General features: G+C 72.5%; 17 protein-coding genes and 1 pseudogene. 10 read left to right on the forward strand and 8 right to left on the reverse strand.

Annotated elements, in window-relative coordinates; translation table 11 throughout:
* Positions 1-200: 200 nt before the first annotated feature.
* The 3 genes from ABTZ03_RS01735 to ABTZ03_RS01745 are packed head-to-tail and all read left to right on the forward strand — an operon-like array spanning position 201 to position 4,222.
* Positions 201-1,697, forward strand: coding sequence for a Y4yA family PLP-dependent enzyme (locus tag ABTZ03_RS01735; RefSeq protein ID WP_350510850.1), 1,497 nt, complete (start codon positions 201-203; stop codon positions 1,695-1,697).
* The gene (locus ABTZ03_RS01740; protein WP_350510851.1) at positions 1,694-3,022 is read left to right on the forward strand and encodes a pyridoxal-phosphate dependent enzyme; all 1,329 of its coding nucleotides are present in this window, start codon (positions 1,694-1,696) and stop codon (positions 3,020-3,022) included. Before ABTZ03_RS01735 ends, ABTZ03_RS01740 begins: the two co-directional genes overlap by 4 nt.
* A 12-nt stretch (positions 3,023-3,034) precedes the next feature.
* Positions 3,035-4,222, forward strand: coding sequence for an aminotransferase class V-fold PLP-dependent enzyme (locus ABTZ03_RS01745; RefSeq protein WP_350510852.1), 1,188 nt, complete (start codon positions 3,035-3,037; stop codon positions 4,220-4,222).
* A gap of 47 nt (positions 4,223-4,269) precedes the next feature.
* On the opposite strand, the pseudogene ABTZ03_RS01750 reads toward ABTZ03_RS01745, so the two are convergent.
* Positions 4,270-5,871: pseudogene (locus tag ABTZ03_RS01750) on the reverse strand (alkaline phosphatase family protein); the annotation flags it as partial.
* A gap of 372 nt (positions 5,872-6,243) precedes the next feature.
* Between ABTZ03_RS01750 and ABTZ03_RS01755 the strand changes: the two are divergent.
* On the forward strand, positions 6,244-6,675 hold the full coding sequence (locus tag ABTZ03_RS01755; protein ID WP_350510853.1) for an Ohr family peroxiredoxin: 432 nt from the start codon (positions 6,244-6,246) through the stop codon (positions 6,673-6,675).
* Positions 6,676-6,775: 100 nt separating this feature from the next.
* On the opposite strand, the gene ABTZ03_RS01760 is transcribed toward ABTZ03_RS01755, so the two are convergent.
* The gene (locus tag ABTZ03_RS01760; RefSeq protein WP_502894364.1) at positions 6,776-7,324 is read right to left on the reverse strand and encodes a CGNR zinc finger domain-containing protein; all 549 of its coding nucleotides are present in this window, start codon (positions 7,322-7,324) and stop codon (positions 6,776-6,778) included.
* Between the two features lie 175 nt (positions 7,325-7,499).
* On the opposite strand from ABTZ03_RS01760, the gene ABTZ03_RS01765 reads away from it, so the two are divergent.
* Both ABTZ03_RS01765 and ABTZ03_RS01770 read left to right on the forward strand, forming a co-directional pair.
* The gene (locus tag ABTZ03_RS01765; RefSeq protein ID WP_350510855.1) at positions 7,500-8,588 is read left to right on the forward strand and encodes an alpha/beta fold hydrolase; all 1,089 of its coding nucleotides are present in this window, start codon (positions 7,500-7,502) and stop codon (positions 8,586-8,588) included.
* Between the two features lie 249 nt (positions 8,589-8,837).
* Positions 8,838-10,472, forward strand: coding sequence for an ABC-F family ATP-binding cassette domain-containing protein (locus tag ABTZ03_RS01770; protein WP_350510856.1), 1,635 nt, complete (start codon positions 8,838-8,840; stop codon positions 10,470-10,472).
* 59 nt (positions 10,473-10,531) lie between these two features.
* Here ABTZ03_RS01770 and ABTZ03_RS01775 read toward each other — a convergent pair whose 3' ends face one another.
* From ABTZ03_RS01775 to ABTZ03_RS01800, 6 genes are all read right to left on the reverse strand, one after another.
* Positions 10,532-10,984: a hypothetical protein gene (locus ABTZ03_RS01775; protein WP_350510857.1), complete on the reverse strand. Its 453-nt coding sequence runs from the start codon at positions 10,982-10,984 to the stop codon at positions 10,532-10,534.
* A gap of 173 nt (positions 10,985-11,157) precedes the next feature.
* Entirely contained in the window at positions 11,158-13,089 is a 1,932-nt protein-coding gene (locus ABTZ03_RS01780; RefSeq protein WP_350510858.1) for a putative Ig domain-containing protein, read from the reverse strand.
* A 390-nt stretch (positions 13,090-13,479) separates the two neighbouring features.
* Positions 13,480-14,292 (reverse strand): ABC transporter permease, encoded by an 813-nt coding sequence (locus ABTZ03_RS01785; protein WP_350510859.1) that lies wholly within the window; start codon positions 14,290-14,292, stop codon positions 13,480-13,482.
* Positions 14,293-14,305: 13 nt separating this feature from the next.
* Positions 14,306-15,202, reverse strand: coding sequence for an ABC transporter permease (locus tag ABTZ03_RS01790; protein ID WP_350510860.1), 897 nt, complete (start codon positions 15,200-15,202; stop codon positions 14,306-14,308).
* Positions 15,203-15,205: 3 nt separating this feature from the next.
* Positions 15,206-16,408: an ABC transporter substrate-binding protein gene (locus ABTZ03_RS01795; protein WP_350510861.1), complete on the reverse strand. Its 1,203-nt coding sequence runs from the start codon at positions 16,406-16,408 to the stop codon at positions 15,206-15,208.
* An 85-nt stretch (positions 16,409-16,493) separates the two neighbouring features.
* Positions 16,494-17,573, reverse strand: coding sequence for an ABC transporter ATP-binding protein (locus tag ABTZ03_RS01800; RefSeq protein WP_350510862.1), 1,080 nt, complete (start codon positions 17,571-17,573; stop codon positions 16,494-16,496).
* A gap of 129 nt (positions 17,574-17,702) precedes the next feature.
* Here ABTZ03_RS01800 and ABTZ03_RS01805 point away from each other — a divergent pair, with 129 nt between their 5' ends.
* The 4 genes from ABTZ03_RS01805 to ABTZ03_RS01820 all read left to right on the forward strand — a co-directional run bounded on the left by ABTZ03_RS01805 (position 17,703) and on the right by ABTZ03_RS01820 (position 22,415).
* Positions 17,703-19,301 (forward strand): PucR family transcriptional regulator, encoded by a 1,599-nt coding sequence (locus ABTZ03_RS01805; RefSeq protein ID WP_350510863.1) that lies wholly within the window; start codon positions 17,703-17,705, stop codon positions 19,299-19,301.
* 145 nt (positions 19,302-19,446) lie between these two features.
* Positions 19,447-20,784 (forward strand): FAD-dependent oxidoreductase, encoded by a 1,338-nt coding sequence (locus ABTZ03_RS01810; protein ID WP_350510864.1) that lies wholly within the window; start codon positions 19,447-19,449, stop codon positions 20,782-20,784.
* A 95-nt stretch (positions 20,785-20,879) separates the two neighbouring features.
* A complete protein-coding gene (locus ABTZ03_RS01815; protein ID WP_350510865.1) occupies positions 20,880-21,404 on the forward strand; it encodes a nuclear transport factor 2 family protein in 525 nt (174 codons plus the stop codon).
* A 186-nt stretch (positions 21,405-21,590) separates the two neighbouring features.
* Positions 21,591-22,415, forward strand: coding sequence for an SAM-dependent methyltransferase (locus ABTZ03_RS01820; protein WP_350510866.1), 825 nt, complete (start codon positions 21,591-21,593; stop codon positions 22,413-22,415).
* The last annotated feature ends 203 nt before the right edge of the window (positions 22,416-22,618 follow it).

Raw genomic sequence — 22,618 nt, forward strand, 5'->3', positions numbered from 1 at the left:
TCCCTCGGAGATCCAACTCCCTTTTGTCACAAGTGGATTGATTGCTTTCGGATTGGCACAGTCTTTGCGATGGTGTGACAGAAAATCCTGTTGATCCAATGTGAAAACAGTTACCGTTTCCCTCGGTCGGCGACGCCCACCGAAGTGAGATCGGCGCGCCGCCCGGCCCCACGCCGACCTCCGACGGGAGCAGCTCACCGATGCGGCCCTCACCGCTCTATCTGGAACCACGGCTGGAACCCCGACTCCGATCCCTCCTGGAGACACCCGACTTCCTGCACCCCCTCGTCGACGCGCTCGGGTCACCGCTCAACCTGCTCCTGCCCGAACAGCTCGCCGACAACCTGGCCCGCTTCCGGTCCGTCTTCCGCAAGCACCACCTCACCGGCCGGATCTACTTCGCCCACAAGGCGAACCGTTCCAGCGCGCTGGTCCGCCGGCTCGCCGCCACCGACGCCGGACTGGACGCCGGCCTCGACGTCGGCTCGCTCGCCGAACTCCAGCACGCCCTCGGGGCCGGCTGGACGCCCGAGCGGATCATCGCCACCGGCCCCAAGAGCCGCGAGTTCCTCTGGCTGGCCGCCCGCACCGGCGCCACCGTCCACCTGGACTCCCGGGCCGAACTCGACGACCTGGCCGACCTGGTGCGCAAGCACGCCCTCCCCCGGGTGCCCGTCATGCCCCGGCTGTCCGGCTTCCGCGCACCCGGCGTCACCGTGCTCACCCGGCCGAGCCGGTTCGGCTCCCCGGTCGGCGAACTCGACCACCTGCTGGACGCCCTCGCCCGCCACCGGGACGCCGTCGAACTCACCGGCGTGGCCTACCACCTGGACACCACCGGGATCGCCGAGAAGGCCGTCGCCCTGGACACCTGCCTCCGGGCGATGGACGACTGCCACCGGCGCGGACTGCGCCCCCGCACCATCGACATCGGCGGCGGCTTCGGGGTCGACTACCTCGCCCACGCCGCCCAGTGGGAGCAGTACACCACCGAGCTGACCAACGCCGTCCTGGGCCGACGGCCCGCGCTCACCTGGCAGGACCACGGCTACGGGCTGCGCAACGAGTCCGGCACCCTGCGCGGCACGCTCGGCCTCTACCCCGCGCACCGCCCGGTGGCCGCCGAGGCCTACCTCGACGAACTGCTCTCCCAGCCCGCGCCCACCCTCGGCCGCCCGCTCGCCACCCTGCTGCTGGAGAACCTGTACGAGCTGGCCGTCGAACCCGGCCGGGCCCTGGTGGACCAGTGCGGAGCCACCCTCGCCCGGGTCCTGGAGGTCCGGCACACCCCGGACGGCGACCACCTGGTGCGGCTGGAGCTGAACGCCCGGGACGCCGCCCTGGAGGACCACGGGGTGCTGATGGACCCGGTGCTGGTCCCCCGCCCGGGCGCCCCGGCCGGCGCCGCCGAGCCCGTCGGCGTCTACCTGCTCGGCAACCTCTGCCTGGAGGCCGACCTGATCACCCGTCGACTGGTCTTCCTGCCCCGCCTGCCCGCCCCCGGCGACCTGCTCGCCTTCGCCAACACGGCGGGCTACCTGATGGACTTCAACGCCGGCGGGCCGATCCAGCAGCCCGTCGCCCGCAAGGTCGCCGCGTACCGGCAGGACGGCGCCTGGCACTGGCGCCTCGACGAGCAGTACTGGCCCCTGGACACCGCCGGGGCCACGAACCACCAGGGGGAGAGCCGCGGATGAGGTACGACAGCATCACCGACGCGATCGGCGAAACCCCGCTGCTGCGGATCGACCGGGCCGTGACCGGCCTGCGCACCATCGACCTGTACGCCAAGCTCGAACTGCTCAACCCCTTCGGCTCGGTCAAGGACCGCGCCGCCTGGAACATGACCCGGGAGGCCCTCCCGGCCGCCGTCGAGCGGGGCGACACCGTGGTGGAACTGTCCAGCGGCAACACCGCCAAGGCGCTGGCACTGATCGCGGGCATGCACGGGCTGCCGTTCCGCAGCGTCACCAACCGGATGAAGGTCCCCGAGATCAAGGACCTGCTGCTGCTGCTCGGCGCCGAGATCGAGGAACTGCCCGGCCGGGCCGAGTGCCTCGACCCGACCGACACCGACGACCCGCTCACCCGGATCCACCGGATGCTCTCCGAGGCCGAGTCCGGCTACCTGCACACCGACCAGTACTACAGCCCGCTCAACGTCCAGGCGCACCTGACCGGCACCGGGCCGGAGATCGTCCGCGACCTGGACGGCCGGGCCCCCGACTTCTTCGTCGCCTGCGTGGGCACCGCCGGTTCGTCCACCGGCGTGGCCACCGTGCTGCGCGCCCACAACCCCGCGGTCGAGGTGGTCGGGCTGGTCGCCCACAAGTCCGACTTCATCCCGGGCATCCGCACCATCGACGAGGTGCACGAGGTCGGGCTGTTCGACCCCGGCACCTACGACAGCATCGAGTCGGTGACCGCCGACCAGGCCATCGACGGGATGCTTACCCTGGTCCGCCGCTGCGGCCTGCTCGCCGGGCCCACCGGCGGCGGCGCCTACTACGGCGCGCTGCGCCACCTGCGCGCCCTGGACGACCAGCCGGGCGGGGCGACCGGACGCCGGACCGCCGTGTTCATCGTCTGCGACCGGGTGGAGAGCTACCTCGGCTACATCCGCGACCGGCGGCCGGAGCTGTTCAACCAGCCCGCGCGGCCCAACTCGGTGGGCACCCTGACCCCGGCCGAGCTCGCCGCCGCCCGGGTCGTCGACGTGGACGCCGCCCGCAAGTGGATCGCCGAGGACCACCCGCTGGTGGTGGACCTGCGCGGCCCGTTCGCCTACTCCGCGCTGCACATCGAGGGCTCGATCAACATCGTCGACGAGCTGTTCGACGAACTCCTGCACGGCGGCCTGCCGTTCGGCACCCGGCAGCCCGTGCTGCTGGCCTGTCCGATCGGCGAGAAGTCGGTCCAGTACGCCGCCCTGCTCACCCGGATGGGTCACCGGGACGTCCGCAGCCTCGCGGGCGGCATCATCGGCTGGCGCGACGCGGGCGCGCCGCTGGTCCGGGACTGAGCGGGGGCCACCATGGAGACCTTCGAGGAACTCGACTCCTGGCACCGCGAGTTGCGGGCCCAGTTCCCCATCGTCACGGCCGACCCGTCCCAGGTCTACCTGGACAGCGCGGCCACCGCGCAGAAGCCGCGGGCCGTGCTCGACACCGTCCAGCGGTACCTGACCACCGCCAACGCCAACGCCGGCCGCGGCACCTACACCTGGGCCAACGCCACCACCGCCCTGGTCGAACGCACCCGCACCCGGGTCGCCGCGTTCCTGGGCGACCCCGACCCCGGGCGGCCCTCCGCCGTCCACTTCACCAGCGGCACCACCGAGGGGCTGCGCACCGTCGCCCGGGACTGGCTGACCGAACTCCTCCGGGACGGCGACGAGATCATCGTGCCGTTCGCCGACCACCAGGCCAACGCCCTGCCCTGGCTGGAGGCCCAACGGCTGCTGGCGGAGCGGGGCGTGCGCGTCCGGGTCCGCGAACTGCCCTACGACCCGGCCTCGCACGACTACGACCACCGGGCCCTGCCGCAACTCGTCAACGAGCGCACGGCGTTCGTCGCCGCCACCCACGTCCACCACGTCTACGGCGGGGACATGAACGTCCACCGGATCCGGGCCGCCGTCGGCCCGTCCGTCCCGATCTGCCTGGACGCGGCCCAGAGCGTCGGCCACCTGCCGGTGGACGTCGGCACCCTCGACGTCGACTTCGTGGTCTTCTCCGGCCACAAGGCGATGGCCCTGCCCGGCACCGGCGCCGTCTGGGCCCGCAACACCCGGGGCCCCGCCTTCCGCCCCGGCGGCTGGAGCGGCACCCCCAACACCTGCGGGATCGCCAGCCTGGAGGCCGCCCTCGACTGGCTGGACGCGGCCGGCCCGGACCGCATCCAGCGCTGGACCGGCGCCCTGGCCGCCCGGCTCACCGACGGTCTGCGCGGCTGCGACGCCTACCAGGTCCTCGGGTGCCAGCAGAGCCTGGCCGCCGACTCACCGGTCCAGCGACGGGAGGGCATCGTCACCCTCCGGCACCGCGCGATCCCCTCCAACGACCTGGGCTTCGTCCTCGCCAGCCACGGCCTGATGGTCCGCGCCGACGGCCACTGCCAGGCCCGGGCCGGCGAGTCCGACAGCTCGGTCCGGGTGAGCCTGCACGTCTACAACTCCCCCGAGGAGATCGACCGCCTGCTCGCCGTCCTGCTCACGCTGTGAACCGGGCCGGCCCCGGCTCGGCGCTGCTGCCGAACCGGGGCCGTCGCCTAGGCCCTGTCCGGCCGATCTTGCCGGGCGCGCGACGCCGGGCATCCCGCCTGGACGCACGCCCGAATCGTCCAAGTACGTCCAGTACGAGGCCGACTCGGGCGCACGCCCAGCTCGATGGTGCGGACCATGGTGATCTGCGAGTAGTAGCGGCTGTCGACCTTTCCGTGCTGCGCCCAGGGGCTGATCACCTGGATCGGGGCACGGTGGCCGTCCACGTGGTCCAGGCCGGCCTGGGAGTCGTCCTCGACCACGAAGATCGCGGTGTCCTTCCAGTACTCGCTGTGCGAGATCTCCTGGACGATCCTCCCCACCGCCAGGTCGTTGTCCGCGACCTGGGCGGCCGGGCTGGCCGGGCCACCGGTGTGGTCGCTGGACAGCCACAGCATGTTGAGGTTGGCCGGGCCGTTCTGCTCGAAGTCCTGCTTCCAGATCTGGTACCGGTACTGGTCCGGCACGTCCAGGTCGAACTTCGGGAAGCCGGGCACCGAGACGTCGTTGAGCGAGGGGATCGGCGAGGAGGAGTTGAGCGGGTAGGCGGTGTCGTCCCCGGTCGCCTCCATGTTCTTGGCGTCGCAGTAGAGGTTCTGCCAGTTCGCGCCGTCGGGCTTGGTCAGGAACTGGTGGAACTCGCCGAAGTCGCGCACGTCCTGGCCGACCGCCTGGGCGCCGGTCCACAGGAAGCCCGAGCGCTGGTGGCCGAGGGCGTCGTCCTCGGTGTCGTAGCTGCGCTCGTACTCGCCCGCCGAGGACTCGGTGTACTCCGGGTTGTCCGCCTGCATCAGCCAGTTGTGGCCCTCGGCGGAGTTGGTGCCGATGTCGTAGGTGTTGTCGTAGAGCCCGAACTGCTTGGCCAGCGCCTGCTGGTTGGGCGTCACGTTGGCGCCGAACTGGGCCAGCTTCGGGTCGCCGTTGCCCTTGCCGATGTCGCCGAAGAGCTGGTCGTAGGTCCGGTTCTCCTTGACGATCAGGAAGACGTGCTTGATCGTCGACGGGTCGCCGATCCGGCTCGGCACCGGGACCGCCTTCGCCTTGTGGCGGTCGGCGGTCTGCACCGCGCCCTTGGTCCAGCCGTTCTGCTGGAAGACCTTGGCGGTCTGCGAGCGGATCTCCTTGTCACCGGGCAGGGTGAACCGGGTCACGCTGGAGGTGGTGTCGTGGGTGTTGTGGGCGCCGGTGGAGTTGGGCCGCCAGGCGTCGATGCCACGGGTGTTGGAGACGACCACCTGGCTGCCGACGGTGGTGACCTCCGCCGGGAAGTAGTCGGTGGGCAGCAGGCCGACGTAGCTCACCGGCTCCTGGGCGCCGCTGAAGCGGTAGACCGCGATCGCATTGGCCCGGCCGAGGGTGACCAGCAGCCGGCCGTCGTCGGTGAGGGTCACGGCGGTGGGCTCGTAGCCGACCGAGGCCTCCGGCCACGGCCGGGTGGAGATCCGCTGCACCACCGCGTCCCGGCCGGCGTCGATGCTCCCGACGGCCGCGGCCGGGTCGGAGAGGTCGATCACGCTGACGGTGCCCAAGGTGGCGGCACCGGTGTCCGGGTCGGCCGGCACCTGGGTGCCGTAGGAGTTCAAGGTGTCGTCGTCGGGGGTGGCGGCGCGGCTTGCGTGTCTTCCATGGCTCCTTCTCGCAGTCCACGAGGGAAGGTAGGGGCTTGACGGGGTGGCGTCAGGAGCGCGCGACTGAACACCGGTGGAACATCGGACGGTCTGATCTTCGACAGTGGTCCGGTAGTCGAGCGTCGATCTTCATAACCTGTCAATACGGTTATGGCGTGGTCGAGCTCACGTTGCCGATTGGCCGTCACTTTTGCCTTTTATTGGGGCAAATCCTCTGACATGAGGGGCGATTAGCCATGGGCCGCCTTGACGACCCCAGGGAACCCGCCAATACTCATCACCAGTTAGACAGGTGACGCCGACAGCGGCTCATCGAATGGATATACAGACGGACATTCATCAGGAGGCACAACCATGGCAGTCAGCTACACCGGAACGGTCATCGTGACGGGCGAGGGCCGCAACGGCGGGCACGTCGCCTCCAGCGACGGCAACCTGACCACCTCGCTCGCCATCCCCGCGGAGCTGGGCGGCGCCGGTGGGGCCACCAACCCGGAGCAGCTCCTCGCGGCCGGCTGGGGCGCCTGCTTCCTGGGCGCCGTCCGCCGCGCCGCCGCCGAGCGCGGGGTCCGGCTCGGCAGCACCTCGATCGCGGTCGAGACCACGCTGACCCACGGCGACGACGGGGAGTTCGGCCTCAGCGCCGCGCTCCACCTCGAACTCGGCGGGGTGGACCAGGAGACGGCCACCGAGCTGGGCGAGGCGGCGCACCGGATCTGCCCGTACTCCAAGGCGACCCGGGGCAACATCCCGGTGACGGTCAAGGCCACCGCACTGCTCGGCTGAGGCCGGTGGACCCCCGGGAACGTCGAACCCCCGCCCTGCCGTCGCGACGGCGACCAGGACGGGGGTTCGGGGAAGCCGCGCTCGGCCTCAGTCTTCGGCGTCAGCCCTCGGCGCCGCCGTGCTGGCGCGCACGGTAGCTGGCGGCCTTGACCCGGTTGCCGCAGGTCCGCATGGCGCACCACTCGCGCCGGTGGCCGCGCGAACGGTCGAGGTAGACCTGGGTGCACTCCGGTCGGGCGCACTCGCGGAGCAGGGCGGCGTCATCGCCGCCGAGGATCCCGACGGCCTCCCGGGCGAGTGCGGCGAGGCCCTGGGACACGGATCCGCTCCGGGTCGCACCGGTGGCCTGCAGCCGCAGCGTGACCGGCAACCCGGCCGCGTGCCGGTTCAGTTCGGCGATCGCCCGGGGCGGCATCGGCTGCCCGTCGAGCCGGGCGGCGACCAGCGAGTAGATCGCCTCGCGCAGGTCCACCGCGATGTCGACGTCGGTCCCGTCGGCGCCGGGCCCGCTGTCCAGCATCCCGGACTCCACGAACCAGGCGTCCAGCTGTTCGGGCGAGGCCAGCTTCTCCAGCGGCGCGGCGTTGCGCCGGGCGCGCAGCGTGCCGACGAAGTCGAGGGGCAGGGTCCCGCAGGGGAAGGCGTGCATCACGTCACCATACTGACCGGTCACCGCCTCGGGGCGCAATGCCCGATGCCTCGCTCCGTCCTGGTCCGTCTTCGCGCATCCCCGTCGAGCCACCGTCTCCATCACTGTCCAGACCAGTAACGTCCTGCCCGGCTCGGCCTCCCGAGCCGGTCCTCCCAGCTCCGGAAGGCAACTCATGATCGACAGGCGTGGCTTCCACAAGTCCCTCGGGCTCGGCGCCGGCGCGGCCGCCCTCTCGCTGACCGGCCTCTCCGGCGTCGCCGGCGCCGCGCCGGCCAGCTCCGGCCCCGCCCGCTCCGGCCCGTCCCACTCCGGCCCGGCTCCGGTGGTGCCCAGCGTCGCCCCCGGCACCCACAGCTCCTTCCCGGCGCTGAAGCAGGTCACCGCCGGGGTGCTCGACGTCGGCTACGCCGAACTCGGCCCCGCGGACGGGCCGGTGGTGCTCTGCCTGCACGGCTGGCCGTACGACATCCACAGCTTCGTGGACGTCGCCCCGCTGCTGGCCGGCCTCGGCTACCGGGTGATCGTCCCCTACCTGCGCGGTCACGGCTCCACCCGCTTCCGCTCGCCGCGGACCGCCCGCAACGGCCAGCAGGCGGCCATCGCGCGGGACGTCCTCGCACTGCTGGACGCGCTGCGGATCGACCGCGCGGTGGTCGCCGGGTTCGACTGGGGCGCGCGAACCGGCGACATCCTGGCGGCGCTGTGGCCCGAGCGGGTCAAGGCCCTGGTGTCGGTGGGCGGTTACCTGGTCACCAACCGGGACGCCCAGCGGATCCCGCTCACCCCGGCCGCCGAACGCACCTGGTGGTACCAGTTCTACTTCGCCACCGAGCGCGGCGAACGGGCGATGCACGACCAGCGGCTGCGGCACGACCTGACCCGGTTCGTCTGGCAGACCGTCTCCCCCACCTGGAACTTCGACGACGCCACCTTCGAGCGCACCGAGGCCGCCTTCGAGAACCCCGACTACGCCGCGATCGTGATCCACAACTACCGCTGGCGGCTGAGCATCGCCGACGGCGAGCGCCGCTACGACCACGACGAGCACCTGCTGGCCCGCAAGCCGACCATCGGCGTGCCGACGATCACCCTCGACCCGGCGCTGGACCCGTTCACCGCGGCCCCCGGTGACGGCTCCTCCTACCGCGCCATGTTCACCGGCCCGTACGAGCACCGGGCGCTGCCCGGTGTCGGCCACAACCTGCCGCAGGAGGCGCCGACTTCCTTCGCCCAGGCCGTCGTCGACGCGGACCGCCTGTGACGCCGGCCGCCGTCCGTTCATTAATGGGAGGCCCCGGAGAAAACGGACTGCTACGCTGACGATCGACCTACCCCTATCGAGGAGTGCAGCAGACATGGCGGGTGACGACGACATCTCCGGGTGAATCCCGGGCTTGAAGGCCGTTGCGGGTGCAGGGCACCCAGTGCAGCGGTCCGAGTCGTCCTACCCAGTCCCCCTGTCTCTTTCGGGCCGGACTCGTCTCCGCCCGCCCAACTCCCGGGTCGTTCCATGTCCTTCGCGTCCATCGTCTGTTCCCAGCTGTCCTTCTCCTGGCCCGACGACACCCCCGTCTTCCAGGACCTCTCCTTCACCGTCGGCACCGGCCGCACCGGCCTGGTCGCGCCCAACGGCTCGGGCAAGAGCACCCTGCTCAAGCTGATCACCAGTCAACTCCGCCCGTCCGCCGGGTCGGTGACGATCGGCGGCACGGCCGGCTACCTCCCCCAGGACCTCCCGCTGACGGCCGGGCTCACGGTCGCCGAGGTGCTCGGCGTGGCCGAGGTGATCCGGGCGATCGACGCCGTGGAGTCCGGCGACGTCGCCGAGGAGCACTTCACCACCATCGGCGAGGACTGGGACATCGAGGAGCGCTCTCTCGCCCAGCTCGAACGCCTCGGCCTCGGCGGGCTCGGGCTCGACCGGGGGCTGGGCACCCTCAGCGGCGGTCAGATCGTCCGACTGGGCCTCGCCGCCCAGCTGCTCAGGCGGCCGGACGTGCTGCTGCTCGACGAACCCACCAACAACCTCGACGTCGAGGCCCGCCGCCGGCTGCACGACGCCCTGGAGGACTTCACCGGCTGCCTGCTGGTGGTCAGCCACGACCGCGCCCTGCTCGACCGGATGCACCGCATCGCCGAGCTCGACAGCCATGAACTGCGCCTCTACGGGGGCGACTTCACGGCGTACGAGCAGGCCGTGCAGGCCGAGCGGGAGGTCGCGGAGAAGAACGTCCGCACCGCCGAACAGGAGTTGAAGCGGGAGAAGCGGGAGCTGCAGCAGGCCCGCGAGCGCGCCGAGCGCCGGGCCGGCAACGCCGCCCGCAACCTCAAGAGCGCCGGGCTGCCCCGGATCTTCGCCGGGAACATGAAGCGCGGCGCCCAGGAGTCCGCCGGACGCTCCGGCCAGGTGCACGCCGCCCGGGTCGACGAGGCCCGGGCCCGGCTCGACGAGGCCGGGCGCGCGGTGCGCGACGAGCAGCGCCTCACCCTGGACCTCACCGGGACCAAGGTGCCCAGCGGGCGGGACCTCTTCATCGGCGAACGGCTCCAGGTGCTGCGCGACGGCAACCCGCTGTTCGCCGACGGCGGGATCGACCTGACCGTCCGGGGCCCGGAGCGGATCGCCCTGTCCGGTGCCAACGGGGCCGGGAAGACCACCCTGCTGCGACTGCTCGTCGGGGACCTCGCCCCGGACGACGGACAGGTCAGGCGCGCCGACGGCCGGGTGGCCTACCTCTCCCAGCGGCTGGACCTGCTGGACGAGGACCGCACGGTCGCGGAGAACTTCGCCGCGGCGGCGCCGGAACGCCCCGAGGCCGAGCGGATGAACCTGCTCGCCCGCTTCCTCTTCCGCGGCGCCCGGGCCCACCTGCCGGTCCGGGCGCTGTCCGGCGGCGAGCGGCTGCGGGCCACGCTGGCCTGCGTGCTGTGCGCGGAGCCCGCACCCCAACTGCTGCTGCTGGACGAGCCGACCAACAACCTGGACCTGTTCAGCGTCGGGCAGTTGGAGGGCGCCCTCGACTCCTACCAGGGGGCGTTCCTGGTGGTCAGCCACGACGAGCGCTTCCTGGCCGGGATCGGCGTCGACCGGTGGCTGCGGCTGGCGGACGGCGAGTTGACGGAGACCGGGGCCCCGGAGCTGTGAGCCGCCGCCCGTCGCCCCTCCGGAGGGGCGACGGGCACCAGCGGCACGCGGAGGGCGCCTCAGCCGGTGACCTCGATCGTGACGTCGTAGACCCGCTGGTCCGGTGCGCAGCTGAGGGCCTCGCCGCAGACGCTGCGGGAGGCGGTGAGGTGCACCGTCCCGGCCTTGTGGGCGGTGAAGGTGGTGGTGACGGTGCCGCAGCCGCCGCCCGGGCGGCAGGACGGGGCCGGCGTGGTGGTCGGGGCGCCGGTCGCGGTGACCACGTCGGGGGCGGAGCTGGTGGCCGCGGACCAGTAGGTGCTGTGCAGTTCGACCGAGACGGTCGCGCCGACGGCCGCCTTCAGGGTGGTGCGGTCGGCGTGTTCGTCGGCGGTCACGGGGGTCGGCTTGCTCACCACCAGGGTGGTGGGGGACGCGGTCGTGGACGTACCACCGGTCGAGCCGCAGCCGGCCAGGGCCAGCAGGGCGGCGGCGCAGCTCAGGGCGCGAGCGGCGGGTCTGTTCAGGGTCACGGTGCTTCCTAGGGTGCCGAGGTGCCAGGGGTGCCGGTTGGACGCGGTGGAGGCCGGATCGGATCCCCCGGGCAGGCCCCCGGAACCGGAAAACACACCGGGGCGGGCCCGAAGGCCCACCCCGGTGCGTTCGGCGTGCTGACGTGCGACGTGCTTCCGACGTGCGCGCTACGTCAGGAGGCGTTGAGGGCGGTGTCGTCGATCACGAAGCTGGTCTGGTTCGACGCGTCCTCGGTGCCGGTGAACTTGATGGTCACGGTCTGGCCCGCGAAGCTCGACAGGTCGAAGGTCCGCTGGACGTAGCCGGTGCCCGCGTCCAGGTTGGAGTAGGTGTGCAGGGTGGTGGAGTTGGCCTGGACGGTCAGCTTGTCGTAGGCCGTGGTGGTGCTGGTCTCGGCGGTGTCCACGTGCAGCCAGAAGGAGAAGCTGGCCTTGCAGCCGGCCGGGACGGTGACGGTCTGGCTCAGAGTGTCGGTGTGGGTGGTGCCGTAGCCGTCGAGGTAGGCCTTCCAGCTGCCGCTGTGGGCGGGCTCGGAGGTGCCGTTGTCGATCACGCCGGCGGTGGCGGTCCAGGGCGCGGCGGTGCCGGTCTCGAAGCCGGGGTTGCCGAGCAGCTGGCCGGGCTTGGCGCAGGTGCCGCCACCGCCGGAGCCCGCGACGGCCCAGGTGAAGGTGGTGCTGCCGGTGGCGCCGGTGGAGTCGGTCACGGTGACCGTCACGCTGCTGCTGCCCGCGGCGGTCGGGGTGCCGGAGATCAGACCGGTCGAGGAGTTGATCGACAGGCCGGCCGGCAGGCCGGTGGCCGCGTAGCTCAGGGTCTGGCCGGAGGCCGAGTCACTCGCGCTGACCTGGAGGCTGGCCGCGGTGCCGACGGTGCCGGACTGGTTGCCCGGGCTGGTGACGGTGACCGTGTTGCCCGGGTTGCCGTGGGTCAGGATGGCGTGCGAGATCGCGCAGGAGTTGGTGTCGTTCGACCAGCTGGCCTGCTCGGCGTAGGTGCCGTAGGAGCCGAAGGAGATGTTCGCGGCGCCGCCGGTCGTGCCGGGCTGGAGCCAGGCGCACTCGTCCGAGTTCTCCTGGTTGAGGTAGGAGCTGCCGGCCACGTGGTTGGTCCAGCCGCCGGCCGGGTTCTGGTCCGACATCATCTCGTGCCACTCGTGGCCGAGGGTCATCGTGTAGCCGTCCAGCGTGCCGGGCGAGTTGACGAAGCCGACGCCGCAGGTGCTGCCCTGGTCGACGTTGTACGGCTGGTTGGAGAAGGCGACGTCGCCGTAGGGCGAGCTTGCCGCGCCACCGGTGAGGGTGGTGTCGCCGTTCCAGTCGTGCCAGGCGCAGTACCCGGTGGTGGGGTTCTGGTAGTCGTCCGGGTCGGTGCCGTGCGGCGACAGGATGATGTAGTACGCGTCGCGGTTGGCGGCGGCCGTGGTGTTGCCGAAGTGGCCGGCCGCGCTGACGGCCTCCTGGGCGAGCTGGTTGCCGCTGGCCTGGGCGGGCGAGGCGGCCGCGTTGTCGTACCAGACGCCGGAGAGCACACCGCCGGTCTGGTACGGGATGAAGTTGGCGTTGGACGGACAGCTGACCGCGCCGGTGGCGACGTTGGGGCCGTCGCACCACTGGGTCAGGTCGGCCGACCAGGTCTCGCCGTTGGTGCCGATGCCCTTGAACATCTGCTGGGTGGCCCCGGCCGCGCCGGCCGAGTCGCCGGAGAACTTGGCGTTGCCGTTGGCGTCGGTCGACTGGGTGCCCCACTGGTTGCCGTAGAACACCAGGTAGACCTTGGAGTGACCGCTCTGCACGCCGATGCCGTCGACGCCGCCGCCGTAGGACAGCGTCTGCTGGCCGGTGGCCGCCGCGACGGCGTGCTCCGCCGCCCACTTCTTGTAGTTCTCGTGCTGCTTGGTTCCCGGGACCGCACCGTGGCGGTACGGGTGGCCGTTCTGCGGGCTCCAGGGGTTGGTCTCCGGAGCGCTGCTGCCGGAGGAGCTGGAGATGGACTGTGCGGAGGCCGGTGCGGCCGCGCCGGCGAGGCCGGCGGCGGCGAGGCCGGCGGCGGCGAGGGCGAGGGACGCGATGCCGGTCAGCGCCGCGTACTTCGCACGCCGCATTCTGCGGGAGTGACCCATGGGGTGAGGGTGCCTCTCTCGTTACCGATCGCCCGGCGGCTGGGGGCCGACGGGCGATCCCTTTGTGAGGAAGGGAGACAGGTCCATTCCACCGGGCGTCGAATCCGGTCGTTTCTTCCGGGCAACCGGAATTGACGGTCTTTCGGTGGGGGGTGCCTGCTGGGCATGAAGGAAAGCAGGTTTGATGAACGCAGGTCAACGGCCGCGGGTAAGGAAACATTAAGAACGGCGTTCCGGCAGGTGGGGACCTCGCCGGAACGCCGTGGAAGCGCACTCCGCATTCACTGAATGCGGGTCAGAAGACTGTTTCGGAATTTCGGCATTCGATGAAGAGTCACGTCTTCGACATTCCGTCATGAGCGAGGACCGGCCCTACAGCCGGCCGCCACCGGTGTCGGCGGACAGCCGCTGGGCCAGGTACACCGGGACGACCGAGAGCAGCACCAGGACCGCCGCGACCACGTTGACCACCGGCGCCTGGTTGGGCCGCGCCAGGTTGTCGTAGATCCAGAGCGGCAGCGTCCGGATGCCGGGGCCGGCGGTGAAGGTGGTCACCACGATCTCGTCGAAGGAGAGCGCGAAGGCCAGCAGCGCGCCCGCCAGCAGGGCCGACCGGACCGCCGGGAAGGTGACGTACCGGAAGGTCTGGAAGGTGTGGGCACCGAGGTCCGCCGAGGCCTCCTCGGCCGAGGGGGACATCCGGCGCAGCCTGGCCACCACGTTGTTGAAGACCACCACGATGCAGAAGGTGGCGTGTCCGACGACCACGGTGAGCAGGCCGAAGCCGACGCCTGCCGGGCCCAGCACGGTGCGGAACGCGGCGTTGAGCGCGATGCCGGTGACGATGCCGGGCAGTGCGATCGGCAGGATCACCAGGAAGGAGACCGCCTGCCGGCCGAAGAACCGGTACCGCTGCACGGCGAAGGCCGTCATGGTGCCCAGCACCAGGGCCACCGCGGTGGCCCCCGCCCCCGCCTTCAGCGAGGCGGCCAGGGCGTCGCGGGCGCCCTCGGACTCCCAGGCCCGCGCCCACCACTCGGTGGTCAGCCCGGTCGGCGGCCAGGCGAAGGAGCGGTCCCGGTTCAGCGAGTTGAGCAGCACCAGCAGCAGCGGCAGGTACACCACGGCGAGGCCGGCGGCCGTGGCCGCGCGCAGCGCGAACCGGGCACGGCGGGAGAGGATCACGGTGTTCGACCTCCTAGAGGGAGTCCAGGGCGCCGGTGCGGCGCACGGCGAGCAGGTAGCCGACGATCAGCAGCACCGGCACGCAGGACAGCGCGGCCGCCAGCGGCAGGTTGAGCGTCACGTTGTCGGCGATCGCGGTGCCCAGCACCTGGGTCTTGCCGCCGACCAGCCGCACGGTGATGTAGTCGCCCAGGCTCAGCGAGAAGGTGAACACCGATCCGGCGAACACCGCGGGCAGCACCTGCGGGAGGACCACCGAGCGGAAGGTCCGCCCGGCGGAGGCACCGAGGTCGGCCGAGGCGTCGAGCAGGTTGGCCGGCAGGTTCTCCAGCCCGGCGTAGACCGGCAGGATCATGTACGGCAGCCACAGGTAGGCGAGCACCACGATCACCGCCGTCGTGCCGTACCCGGGGCTGGACAGCCCCACCGGCCGGCCCAGCCAGTCGAGCACGCCGCCCTGGCCGAGGATGACCCGCCAGGCGTACGCCTTGACCAGGTAGCTGGCCCAGAGCGGGGTCAGCACCGCGACCACCAGCAGCCGGCGGGTGCGCGGCCGGGCGATCCGGGCCATGTAGAAGGCCATCGGGAAGGCCACCACGGCGTCGATCACGGTGACCGCGGCGGCGATCCCGAGGGTGCGCAGGGCGATCGTCCGGTAGACCGGCTCGGTGAGGACGGTGTGGAAGTTGGCGGTGTTCCAGACCCGGACGACGTCGTAGGTGAAGTCGTCGACCGCCCAGAAGGCCGATATCAGCAGCACGGCCAGCGAGCCCAGGTAGGCGAGCACCAGCCAGGCCATCGGCGCGGACAGCAGCAGCGCCAGCCGCAGCCCGGCGTGCCGGTGCAGGACGGCGGCCGCACGCCGCACGCCGCCCCGCCGGCGCGGCGGGGCGGCCGCTTCGGTCGCCATCGGTCAGCCCTTGATCTCGGTCCAGGCGGCGGTCCAGGCGGCGTAGTCGGTGCAGGCCACCGTGCGGCCGTCCAGGCAGCTCTTGACCGGGGTGGTCCAGTAGTAGACGTCCTTCCAGTAGGCCTCGTCGGTGGCGTGGAAGGTGCTGCAGAAGTTCTTGTCCGTGGTCTGGTCGCAGGCCTTGGAGTTGGCCGGGGCCTCGCCGAACCACTGGGCGACCTGGGCGTTGGCCTTCGGCGAGACGATCCAGTTCATCCACTGGTAGGCGCAGTTGGGGTGGGCGGCCTTCGCCGACACCATCCAGGTGTCCGACCAGCCGGTCGCGCCCTCCTTCGGCAGCACCGCCTGGACCGGCGCCTTGTCGGCCTGCGCCATGTTGGCGATCACCTGCCAGCTGGTGCCGACCACGGTGTCACCGGTCTTGAAGGAGTTCTCCGCCTTCTGGAAGTCGCTCCAGTACTCGCCGACCGACTTGTGCTGGAGCTTCAACAGGTCGACGGCGGCCTTGAGTTGGGTCTCGTCCAGGGCGTAGGGGTTCTTGATGCCGAGCTCCGGCCTGGTCTTCATCAGGTACAGCGCCGCGTCGGCGACGGAGATCGGCGAGTCGTAGGCGGTGACGTGACCGGCGTAGGCGGACGCGCCCTCGAAGACCACCCGCCAGGAGTCCGGCGCCGGGGTGACCTTGTCGGTGCGGTACATCAGCAGGTTGGCGCCGCGGCCGTGCGGGATGCCGTACATCTGGCCGTTCACGGAGTTCCACGGCTGGTTCTTCAGCCCGTCGAAGACGTCCGCGTAGTTCGGGACCAGCGTGGTGTTGACCGGCGCGACGTCGCCCGCCGCGATCAGCCGCAGGGTGGCGTCGCCGGAGGCGGAGACGGCGTCGTACTGGCCGGTCTTCATCAGCGAGACCATCTCGTCCGAGGTGCCGGCGATCTTCGCGTTGACCTTGCAGCCGGTCTGCTGCTCGAACGGGTGGATCCAGTCCACGGACTTGTCGTCCGAGCCGTCCTCGGCGTAGCCGGCCCAGGCGACCAGGTTCACCTGGCCCTCGCCGGTGCCCAGGGACTGGAGCATCGGCAGCTTCGGCGGGTTCAGGCCGTGACCGCCGGCCGTGCCGGTCGAACCACCGCCGCTGCCGCACCCCGCGGCGAGCAGGACGGCGGCGCCGGCGGCGGCCGCGGTGCGGGCGATCTTGGGGAGGCGCATGGGAGCTGTTCCTTCGTGGAGTGGCGGGAGTAGGGGCGCGTCTGTGGAGGGGAGGTGCGTCCGTGCAGGGGGGGCTGGCGGTGCGTCAGGAGCCGACGCGGACGGTGTGCTTGCGCTGCCAGGCCAGCACGACGTCGGTGCCGCGGTGGCGCAGCACGTCGGCCGAGCCCTCGTCGAGGTTCTGCCGGACGGCGGTCAACCGGCCGCCGGCCTCCAGGTCCACCAGGAAGCGGGTGTGGCCGCCCGCGTAGACCACCTCGGCGACCCGGCCGGTGGCCGAGAGCTCGTCCGGCCCGGCCGGGTCGTCCGGGTGCGCTATCCGGATCTTCTCCGGGCGCACGCTGAACAGCCCGGCCGCGCCGACGACCTGCTCGGCGGCCGCGCCCTCCAGCAGGTTGGAGGTGCCGACGAAACCGGCCACGAAGGCGGTGGCCGGGCGCTCGTACACGTCGGCGGGCGAGCCGACCTGCTCGATCCGCCCCGCGTTGAACACCGCCACCCGGTCGCTCATGGTCAGGGCCTCGTCCTGGTCGTGGGTGACGAACACGAAGGTGATCCCGACCTCGCGCTGGATCCGCTTGAGCTCCACCTGCATCTCGTGCCGGAGCTTGAGGTCCAGCGCGCCGAGCGGCTCGTCCAGCAGCAGCACCTTCGGGCGGTTCACCAACGCCCTGGCCAGCGCGACCCGTTGGCGCTGGCCGCCGGAGAGCTGGGACGGGCGTCGGCGCTCGAAGCCGTCCAGCCGGACCATCGCGAGCGCCGCCCGCACCCGCTCGGCCCGCTCGGCCCTGGGCACCCTGCGGACCATCAGGCCGTAGCCGACGTTCTGTTCGACCGTCATGTGCGGGAACAGCGCGTAGTCCTGGAACACCGTGTTGACGTCCCGGTCGAACGGCGGACGCCCGGTGACGTCGGCGCCGCCGAGCAGGATCCGGCCGGAGCTCGGCTCCTCGAAGCCCGCGATCATGCGCAGCACCGTGGTCTTCCCGGAGCCGGACGGGCCGAGCATCGCGAAGAACTCGCCCTCGCCGACCTCCAGGTCCACGCCGTCGACCGCCCGGACCCGGCCGCCGTCGAAGGTCTTCGCCAGCCCTTCGAGCCGGACCGCGCCGGGCGCCGGATCCGGTCGGGGCGGACGGTCGTCGCTCTTCAACTCCGGCTTCAACTCCGCTGGCCCTTCGGGTCGGTGATCACGATCGGTTCGCTCGGAACAGTAGGGAGGAATCCCCCCGTCCGGCTATGGACGCCTGCACGGTCTTCCGTCCCCGCGTTGTGCGGCGCTACAGTCCGGCGCATGCCGGTGACGCTGCGCGATCTGCTTAGGGAAGAAGGCCTCGGCCTGCGACTGTGCACCGGCACGGCCGGGGTCGAACGCGTGGTGCGCTGGGTCGCGGTGACCGAACTCGCCGACCCCACCGGCTGGATGACGGGCGGCGAGCTGCTGCTCACCACCGGCCTGCGGCAGCGCACCGTCGAGGCCCAGACCGCCTTCGTCCGGCGGGTGGCGGCCGCCGGCGCCTCGGCGATCGGCTTCGGCACCGGGCTGAGCCACCCCACCGTGCCGCGGGCGACGGTGGCCGAGGCCGAGCGGCTCGGCCTGGCGGTGCTGGAGGTGCCGTACGAGACGCCGTTCATCGCGGTGAACCGGCTGGTCGCCGAGCGGGTCACGGCCGAGGACCACAGTGCGCAGCGGCGGCTGGTCGACCAGCACGACCTGCTGGTGCAGGCGCTGTCGAGCGGCGAGGGACTGCCCGCCCTGCTGCGGGTGCTGCGGCGCGCGTGCGGCTCCGAGGTCGCCGTGGTGGACCGGCACGGGGTGGTGCTGGCCGCCGTGCCGGAGCGGGCGGTGCCGGAGCCGGCTGTCCCGGAGCCGGCCGTGCCGGAGTGGCAGGGAGCCGGGCCGGCCGGGGACGGAGCCGGCGGTGCCGGGGCCCTGCGACTGCCGGTGCGGGTCGACGGGGTGGTCACGGCGTACCTGTGCCTGCGCTCCGCCGGCCCGGCGGCGGACGTGCTGCCGTACGCGGTCCGGCTGGTCGGGCTGGAACTGGCCCGCCGTCAGGCCTACCTGGCCGGACTGCGGGAGCTGGTCGGCCAGGTCGTCGAGGACATCGTGCGGGACGTGATCGCGCCGGCCGCCGCCGAGCGCCGGCTCGCCGCGTTCGGGCTGGACCCCAAGGGCGCCCACCGGATCGTCCTGGGCCGGCTGACACCGGAGGCCGGGCGCTCGGGGGACCGTCCCGGCGACGGGCGTGGGGACGGCCGCCCGGAGGCCGAGCCGCGCCTGACCCGGCTGGCCCGGCTGTCCTGGCAGTCCGCGGGCCGCCCGGACTCCCCCGAACCGGTGCTCACCGCCGTGGTCGACCGGTACCTGGTGGCGGTGCTCCCGCAGTCCGTCCCGGTGGACGAGCCGGCCCGGCGGTTCGGCGCCGCGCTCTCCGGCCTGGACGCCGGGGCCTCGGTCGGGATCGGCGGCTGCTACCGGGGCGTGGACGGCCTGCGCCGGAGCTGGTTCGAGGCGCAGGCCGCCCTCACCAAGGGCCCCGGGGTGCACGGCGGCGACCCGCTCAACCTGCCGCGGCTGCTGCTGTCCACCCCGGACCTCCCGCTCAAGGAGCTGGCCGACGACGTGCTGCGCCCGCTCACCCGTTTCGACCGGGCCAACCGCGCCGACCTGGTCACCACCCTGCACGCCTACCTGGCCGCGGACTGCTCGGTCCAGGCGGTCGCGGACCGGCTGTACGTCCACCGCAACACCGTCCGCTACCGGCTGGACCAGATCGAGCGGCTCACCGGACGGTCGCTGCAGTCGCTGCAGGACCGCTTCCAGCTCTGGCTGGCGCTGCTCGCCGCCTACCCGGAGCGCCAGCCGGCCACCGTCCCGCACACCGACTGACGGCGGCCCCGGCTGACGGCCGATCGGGTGAGCCGGGTCGTCCACCGTCACCCGTACGAGTGACAGCGTGCTGGTGCGGGCCGGAAGCCGGATGGGAAGGTGGGCGCGCCCGCTCGACGGCCCCAGCAAGCGATCGGAGCCGACCGTGAATCCAGCGCCCAGCCGTGGTCGCCGCGGCACGGGCCACGCACTCGTCCTGGGTGCGGGCATCGGCGGCCTCTGTGCCGCCCGGGCGCTCTCCGGGTTCTTCGAGCGCGTCACCGTGGTCGAACGGGACACCTTCCCGGAGACCTCCGATGTCCGGCGCGGAGTCCCTCAGGGGGCGCACGTCCATTCGCTCACGCCGGGCGGGGCGCAGGTCCTGGACGAGTTCTTCCCCGGCTTCACCGCCGAACTGGCGGCCGGGGGCGGCACGTTGGCCGGGGCGCTGGACGAGCTCGACATCGTGTTCTTCGGCTCGCGCCTGCGTCAGGTCCCGCTCGGCCGGGTGCTCCAGGTCAGCCGCCCCTTCCTGGAGGACCGGCTGCGCGCACGGGTCCTCGCACTGCCGGGCGTCAGCCTGCGGTCGGGGCTGGAGGCCACCGCGCCGATCGCCACCGGTCCGGCCGGGGTGAGCGGGGTCCGGCTGGCCCGTCCCGGCGAACCCGACTCCGTCGAGGCCGTCGACGCGGACCTCGTCGTGGACGCGATGGGCCGCGCGGGCCGGGGCGCGGCCTGGCTCACCTCGCTGGGCTACCGGGCGCCCTCCGCGGCCCGGCTGCGCGTCGACGTCGCCTACGCCAGCCGCCGCTACCGGGTCGCCCCGGGCACCCTGGGCCCGGCCAGGGGCGTGCTGATCGGGGCGACCCAGGCCCGCCCGCGCGGCGCCGTGCTCACCCAGCAGGAGAACGACACCTGGGTGCTCTCGCTCTACGGCTTCGGCAAGGACCACCACCCGCCGACCGCGCCGGAGCGCTTCCTCGAATTCGCGGCGGACCTGCTCCCCGCCGACACCCGGGCCGCGCTGCGGGCGGCCGAACCGATCACCGGGATCTCCTCCTTCGGCTACCCGGCCGCCGTCCGCCGGGACTTCCACCGGCTGCGCCGGCTCCCCGAGGGCCTGATCTCCATCGGGGACGCGGTGTGCAGCCTCAACCCGATCTACGGGGCGGGCATGACGGTCGCCGCCCTGGAGGCGAAGGCACTGCGGAGGTGCCTCCACGACGGTCCGGCGGGCCTGCCCCGCCGGTTCTACCGCGAGACCGCGCGGGCGGTGCGGCTCCCCTGGCTGTTCTCCACCTTGGCCGACCGGTCCATGCCGCAGGTCCCGGGCACCCACCCCACCCTGGCCCGGCTGCTGGCGACGTCCTTCCGGGCCACCATGCGCGCCGCGGCCGAGGACGCCCGGGTCGCCACCGCCGTCTGGAACGCCGTCAGCCTGACCGGCTCCCCGGCGGAGCTCGCCCGGCCCGGTGTGCTCGCCGCCGTGCTCCGGCACCGGTGATCACGACGCACCGCACGACCACGATGGACGGCCACGACGCACGGCAACACCACGACGCACGGCGCGGCCACGACGTACAGAGAGGAAGGACTCCCATGCCGGACCCCGACCTGAGCGAGCGGAAGGCGTTCGTCGAACGCTGGGTGACCATGTGGGACTCCCCCACCGCCCCCACCGACGCCATGGCGTACTACACCGAGGACGCCGTGATCGAGGACAAGGCCTTCGACCACACCTACCGGGGCCACCAAGAGCTGCACGAGTACTTCAGCCGGGCCGACCAGCTGTTCTCCGACATCCGCTCGGTCAGCCTGGGCGTGCTGGTCGGCCCGGACCACGCGGTGGCCCAGGTGCACTACAGCGCCACCATCCGGCAGCCGTTCCTCTGCCTCCCGGAATCCAGCCGGGGACAGCGGTTCTCGCTCTACCTGATGAGCCTGCTCGAATTCGCCGAGGACGGCCGGATCTCCCGGTCGGTGGACGCCTACGACCGCACCTCGGTCCTCCAGCAGCTCGGCGTCCTCCCCGGCGACGCCGACTGGACGGCCTCGTCCGGCACGCCCTTCTCCGACGGGCCGTCCGCCGGTATGTCCTCCCGGGGCCCGGCGCCGTCCGGCTGACCCCGGGTCACGGGGCCCGGCCCTCGCCGGCACGGCCGGTGGCGCGAAGGGCCGGGGCGCGCGCGGGTCGGATGCCGCGTGCGCCCCGGCCCTTCGCGCGACACCGCTCGTCGGCGGACCCGCGGAGCAGGACGGCTCTCCTAGCATCGGGGACACAACGGTTGCCAGGAACGGGGTTGCTCCGCCATGACCGAACAGCGCAGCGGGATCGACGAGTCCAAGCCCAGCATCGCCCGGGTGTACGACTACCTGCTCGGCGGCACCGACAACTTCGCGGTCGACCGCGAGATCGGCGACTTCTTCCTCCGGGACCTGCCCGGTTCGGCGGCCATAGCCTTCGCCAACCGCCAGGCGCTGGTGCGCGCCGTGGGCGCGATGGCCGACGCCGGTGTCCACCAGTTCATCGACATGGGCAGCGGGCTGCCGACCGCCGACAACGTGCACCAGGTCGCCCGGCGGCACGTCCCCGACGCGCGCGTCGCCTACATCGACCACGACCCGACCGTCCTCGCCCACGGCCGTGCCCTGCTGGCCGCCGACGAGCGCACCGCGCTGGTCGAGGCGGACCTCCGCGAGCCGGAGTCCGTCCGTCGGCATCCCGAGGTGCAGCGCCTGATCGACTTCGACCAGCCGGTGGGCGTGGTCTTCAGCGCGATCCTGCACCACCTCAACGACACCGAGCGGCCCGCCGCCCTGGCCCGCTGGTGGGTGGACCGGGTGCCCTCGGGCAGTCTGGTGTACATCTCGCACTTCCGCTCCGGCGCGGGCACCGGTGCGGAGCAGGAGACCCGGCGCGCCGAGCAGAAGCTCCAGCAGAGCCTGGGCCGCGGCCGCTGGCGCACCGACGAGGAGATCCTGACCCTGTTCGACGGCCTCGACCTGCTCGAACCGGGCCTGGTCCCCTGCTCGTTGTGGCGCCCCGACCCGGCTGCCACCCAAGTCCCCACGGGCGAGGGCGACTTGTCGCTGTGGGAGCGGCTGATCAGCTGCGGCCTGGGCCGCAAGCCCTGACCGGCCGACGGGCCCGCGTGCCATCTTGCGCACGGCGGGCCCGACGCACCGCGGCCCCGGGCCGTCGTCCGCACAGCCGGACGGCGGGCCCGGGGGCCGCGGGGTGGTGCGGCCCGGGGCCGGGGGCCGCGGCCCCCCGGGGGGGGGGGGTGGGGGGCTGCCCGGGGCGGCGGGGCGGGGTTGTGGGCATTGCACAACTCAGT

Origin of the sequence: Kitasatospora sp. NPDC096077, assembly GCF_040303245.1 — a bacterium.
Lineage (GTDB): Bacteria > Actinomycetota > Actinomycetes > Streptomycetales > Streptomycetaceae > Kitasatospora.

Coding starts and splice junctions, on each gene's coding strand:
- ABTZ03_RS01790 (WP_350510860.1), bottom strand. CDS start 15,202: ATGGCGACCGAAGCGGCCGCCCCGCCGCGCCGGCGGGGCGGCGTGCGG.
- ABTZ03_RS01815 (WP_350510865.1), top strand. CDS start 20,880: ATGCCGGACCCCGACCTGAGCGAGCGGAAGGCGTTCGTCGAACGCTGG.
- ABTZ03_RS01765 (WP_350510855.1), top strand. CDS start 7,500: ATGATCGACAGGCGTGGCTTCCACAAGTCCCTCGGGCTCGGCGCCGGC.
- ABTZ03_RS01740 (WP_350510851.1), top strand. CDS start 1,694: ATGAGGTACGACAGCATCACCGACGCGATCGGCGAAACCCCGCTGCTG.
- ABTZ03_RS01770 (WP_350510856.1), top strand. CDS start 8,838: ATGTCCTTCGCGTCCATCGTCTGTTCCCAGCTGTCCTTCTCCTGGCCC.
- ABTZ03_RS01760 (WP_502894364.1), bottom strand. CDS start 7,324: ATGCACGCCTTCCCCTGCGGGACCCTGCCCCTCGACTTCGTCGGCACG.
- ABTZ03_RS01745 (WP_350510852.1), top strand. CDS start 3,035: ATGGAGACCTTCGAGGAACTCGACTCCTGGCACCGCGAGTTGCGGGCC.
- ABTZ03_RS01805 (WP_350510863.1), top strand. CDS start 17,703: ATGCCGGTGACGCTGCGCGATCTGCTTAGGGAAGAAGGCCTCGGCCTG.
- ABTZ03_RS01795 (WP_350510861.1), bottom strand. CDS start 16,408: ATGCGCCTCCCCAAGATCGCCCGCACCGCGGCCGCCGCCGGCGCCGCC.
- ABTZ03_RS01820 (WP_350510866.1), top strand. CDS start 21,591: ATGACCGAACAGCGCAGCGGGATCGACGAGTCCAAGCCCAGCATCGCC.
- ABTZ03_RS01735 (WP_350510850.1), top strand. CDS start 201: ATGCGGCCCTCACCGCTCTATCTGGAACCACGGCTGGAACCCCGACTC.
- ABTZ03_RS01780 (WP_350510858.1), bottom strand. CDS start 13,089: ATGCGGCGTGCGAAGTACGCGGCGCTGACCGGCATCGCGTCCCTCGCC.
- ABTZ03_RS01755 (WP_350510853.1), top strand. CDS start 6,244: ATGGCAGTCAGCTACACCGGAACGGTCATCGTGACGGGCGAGGGCCGC.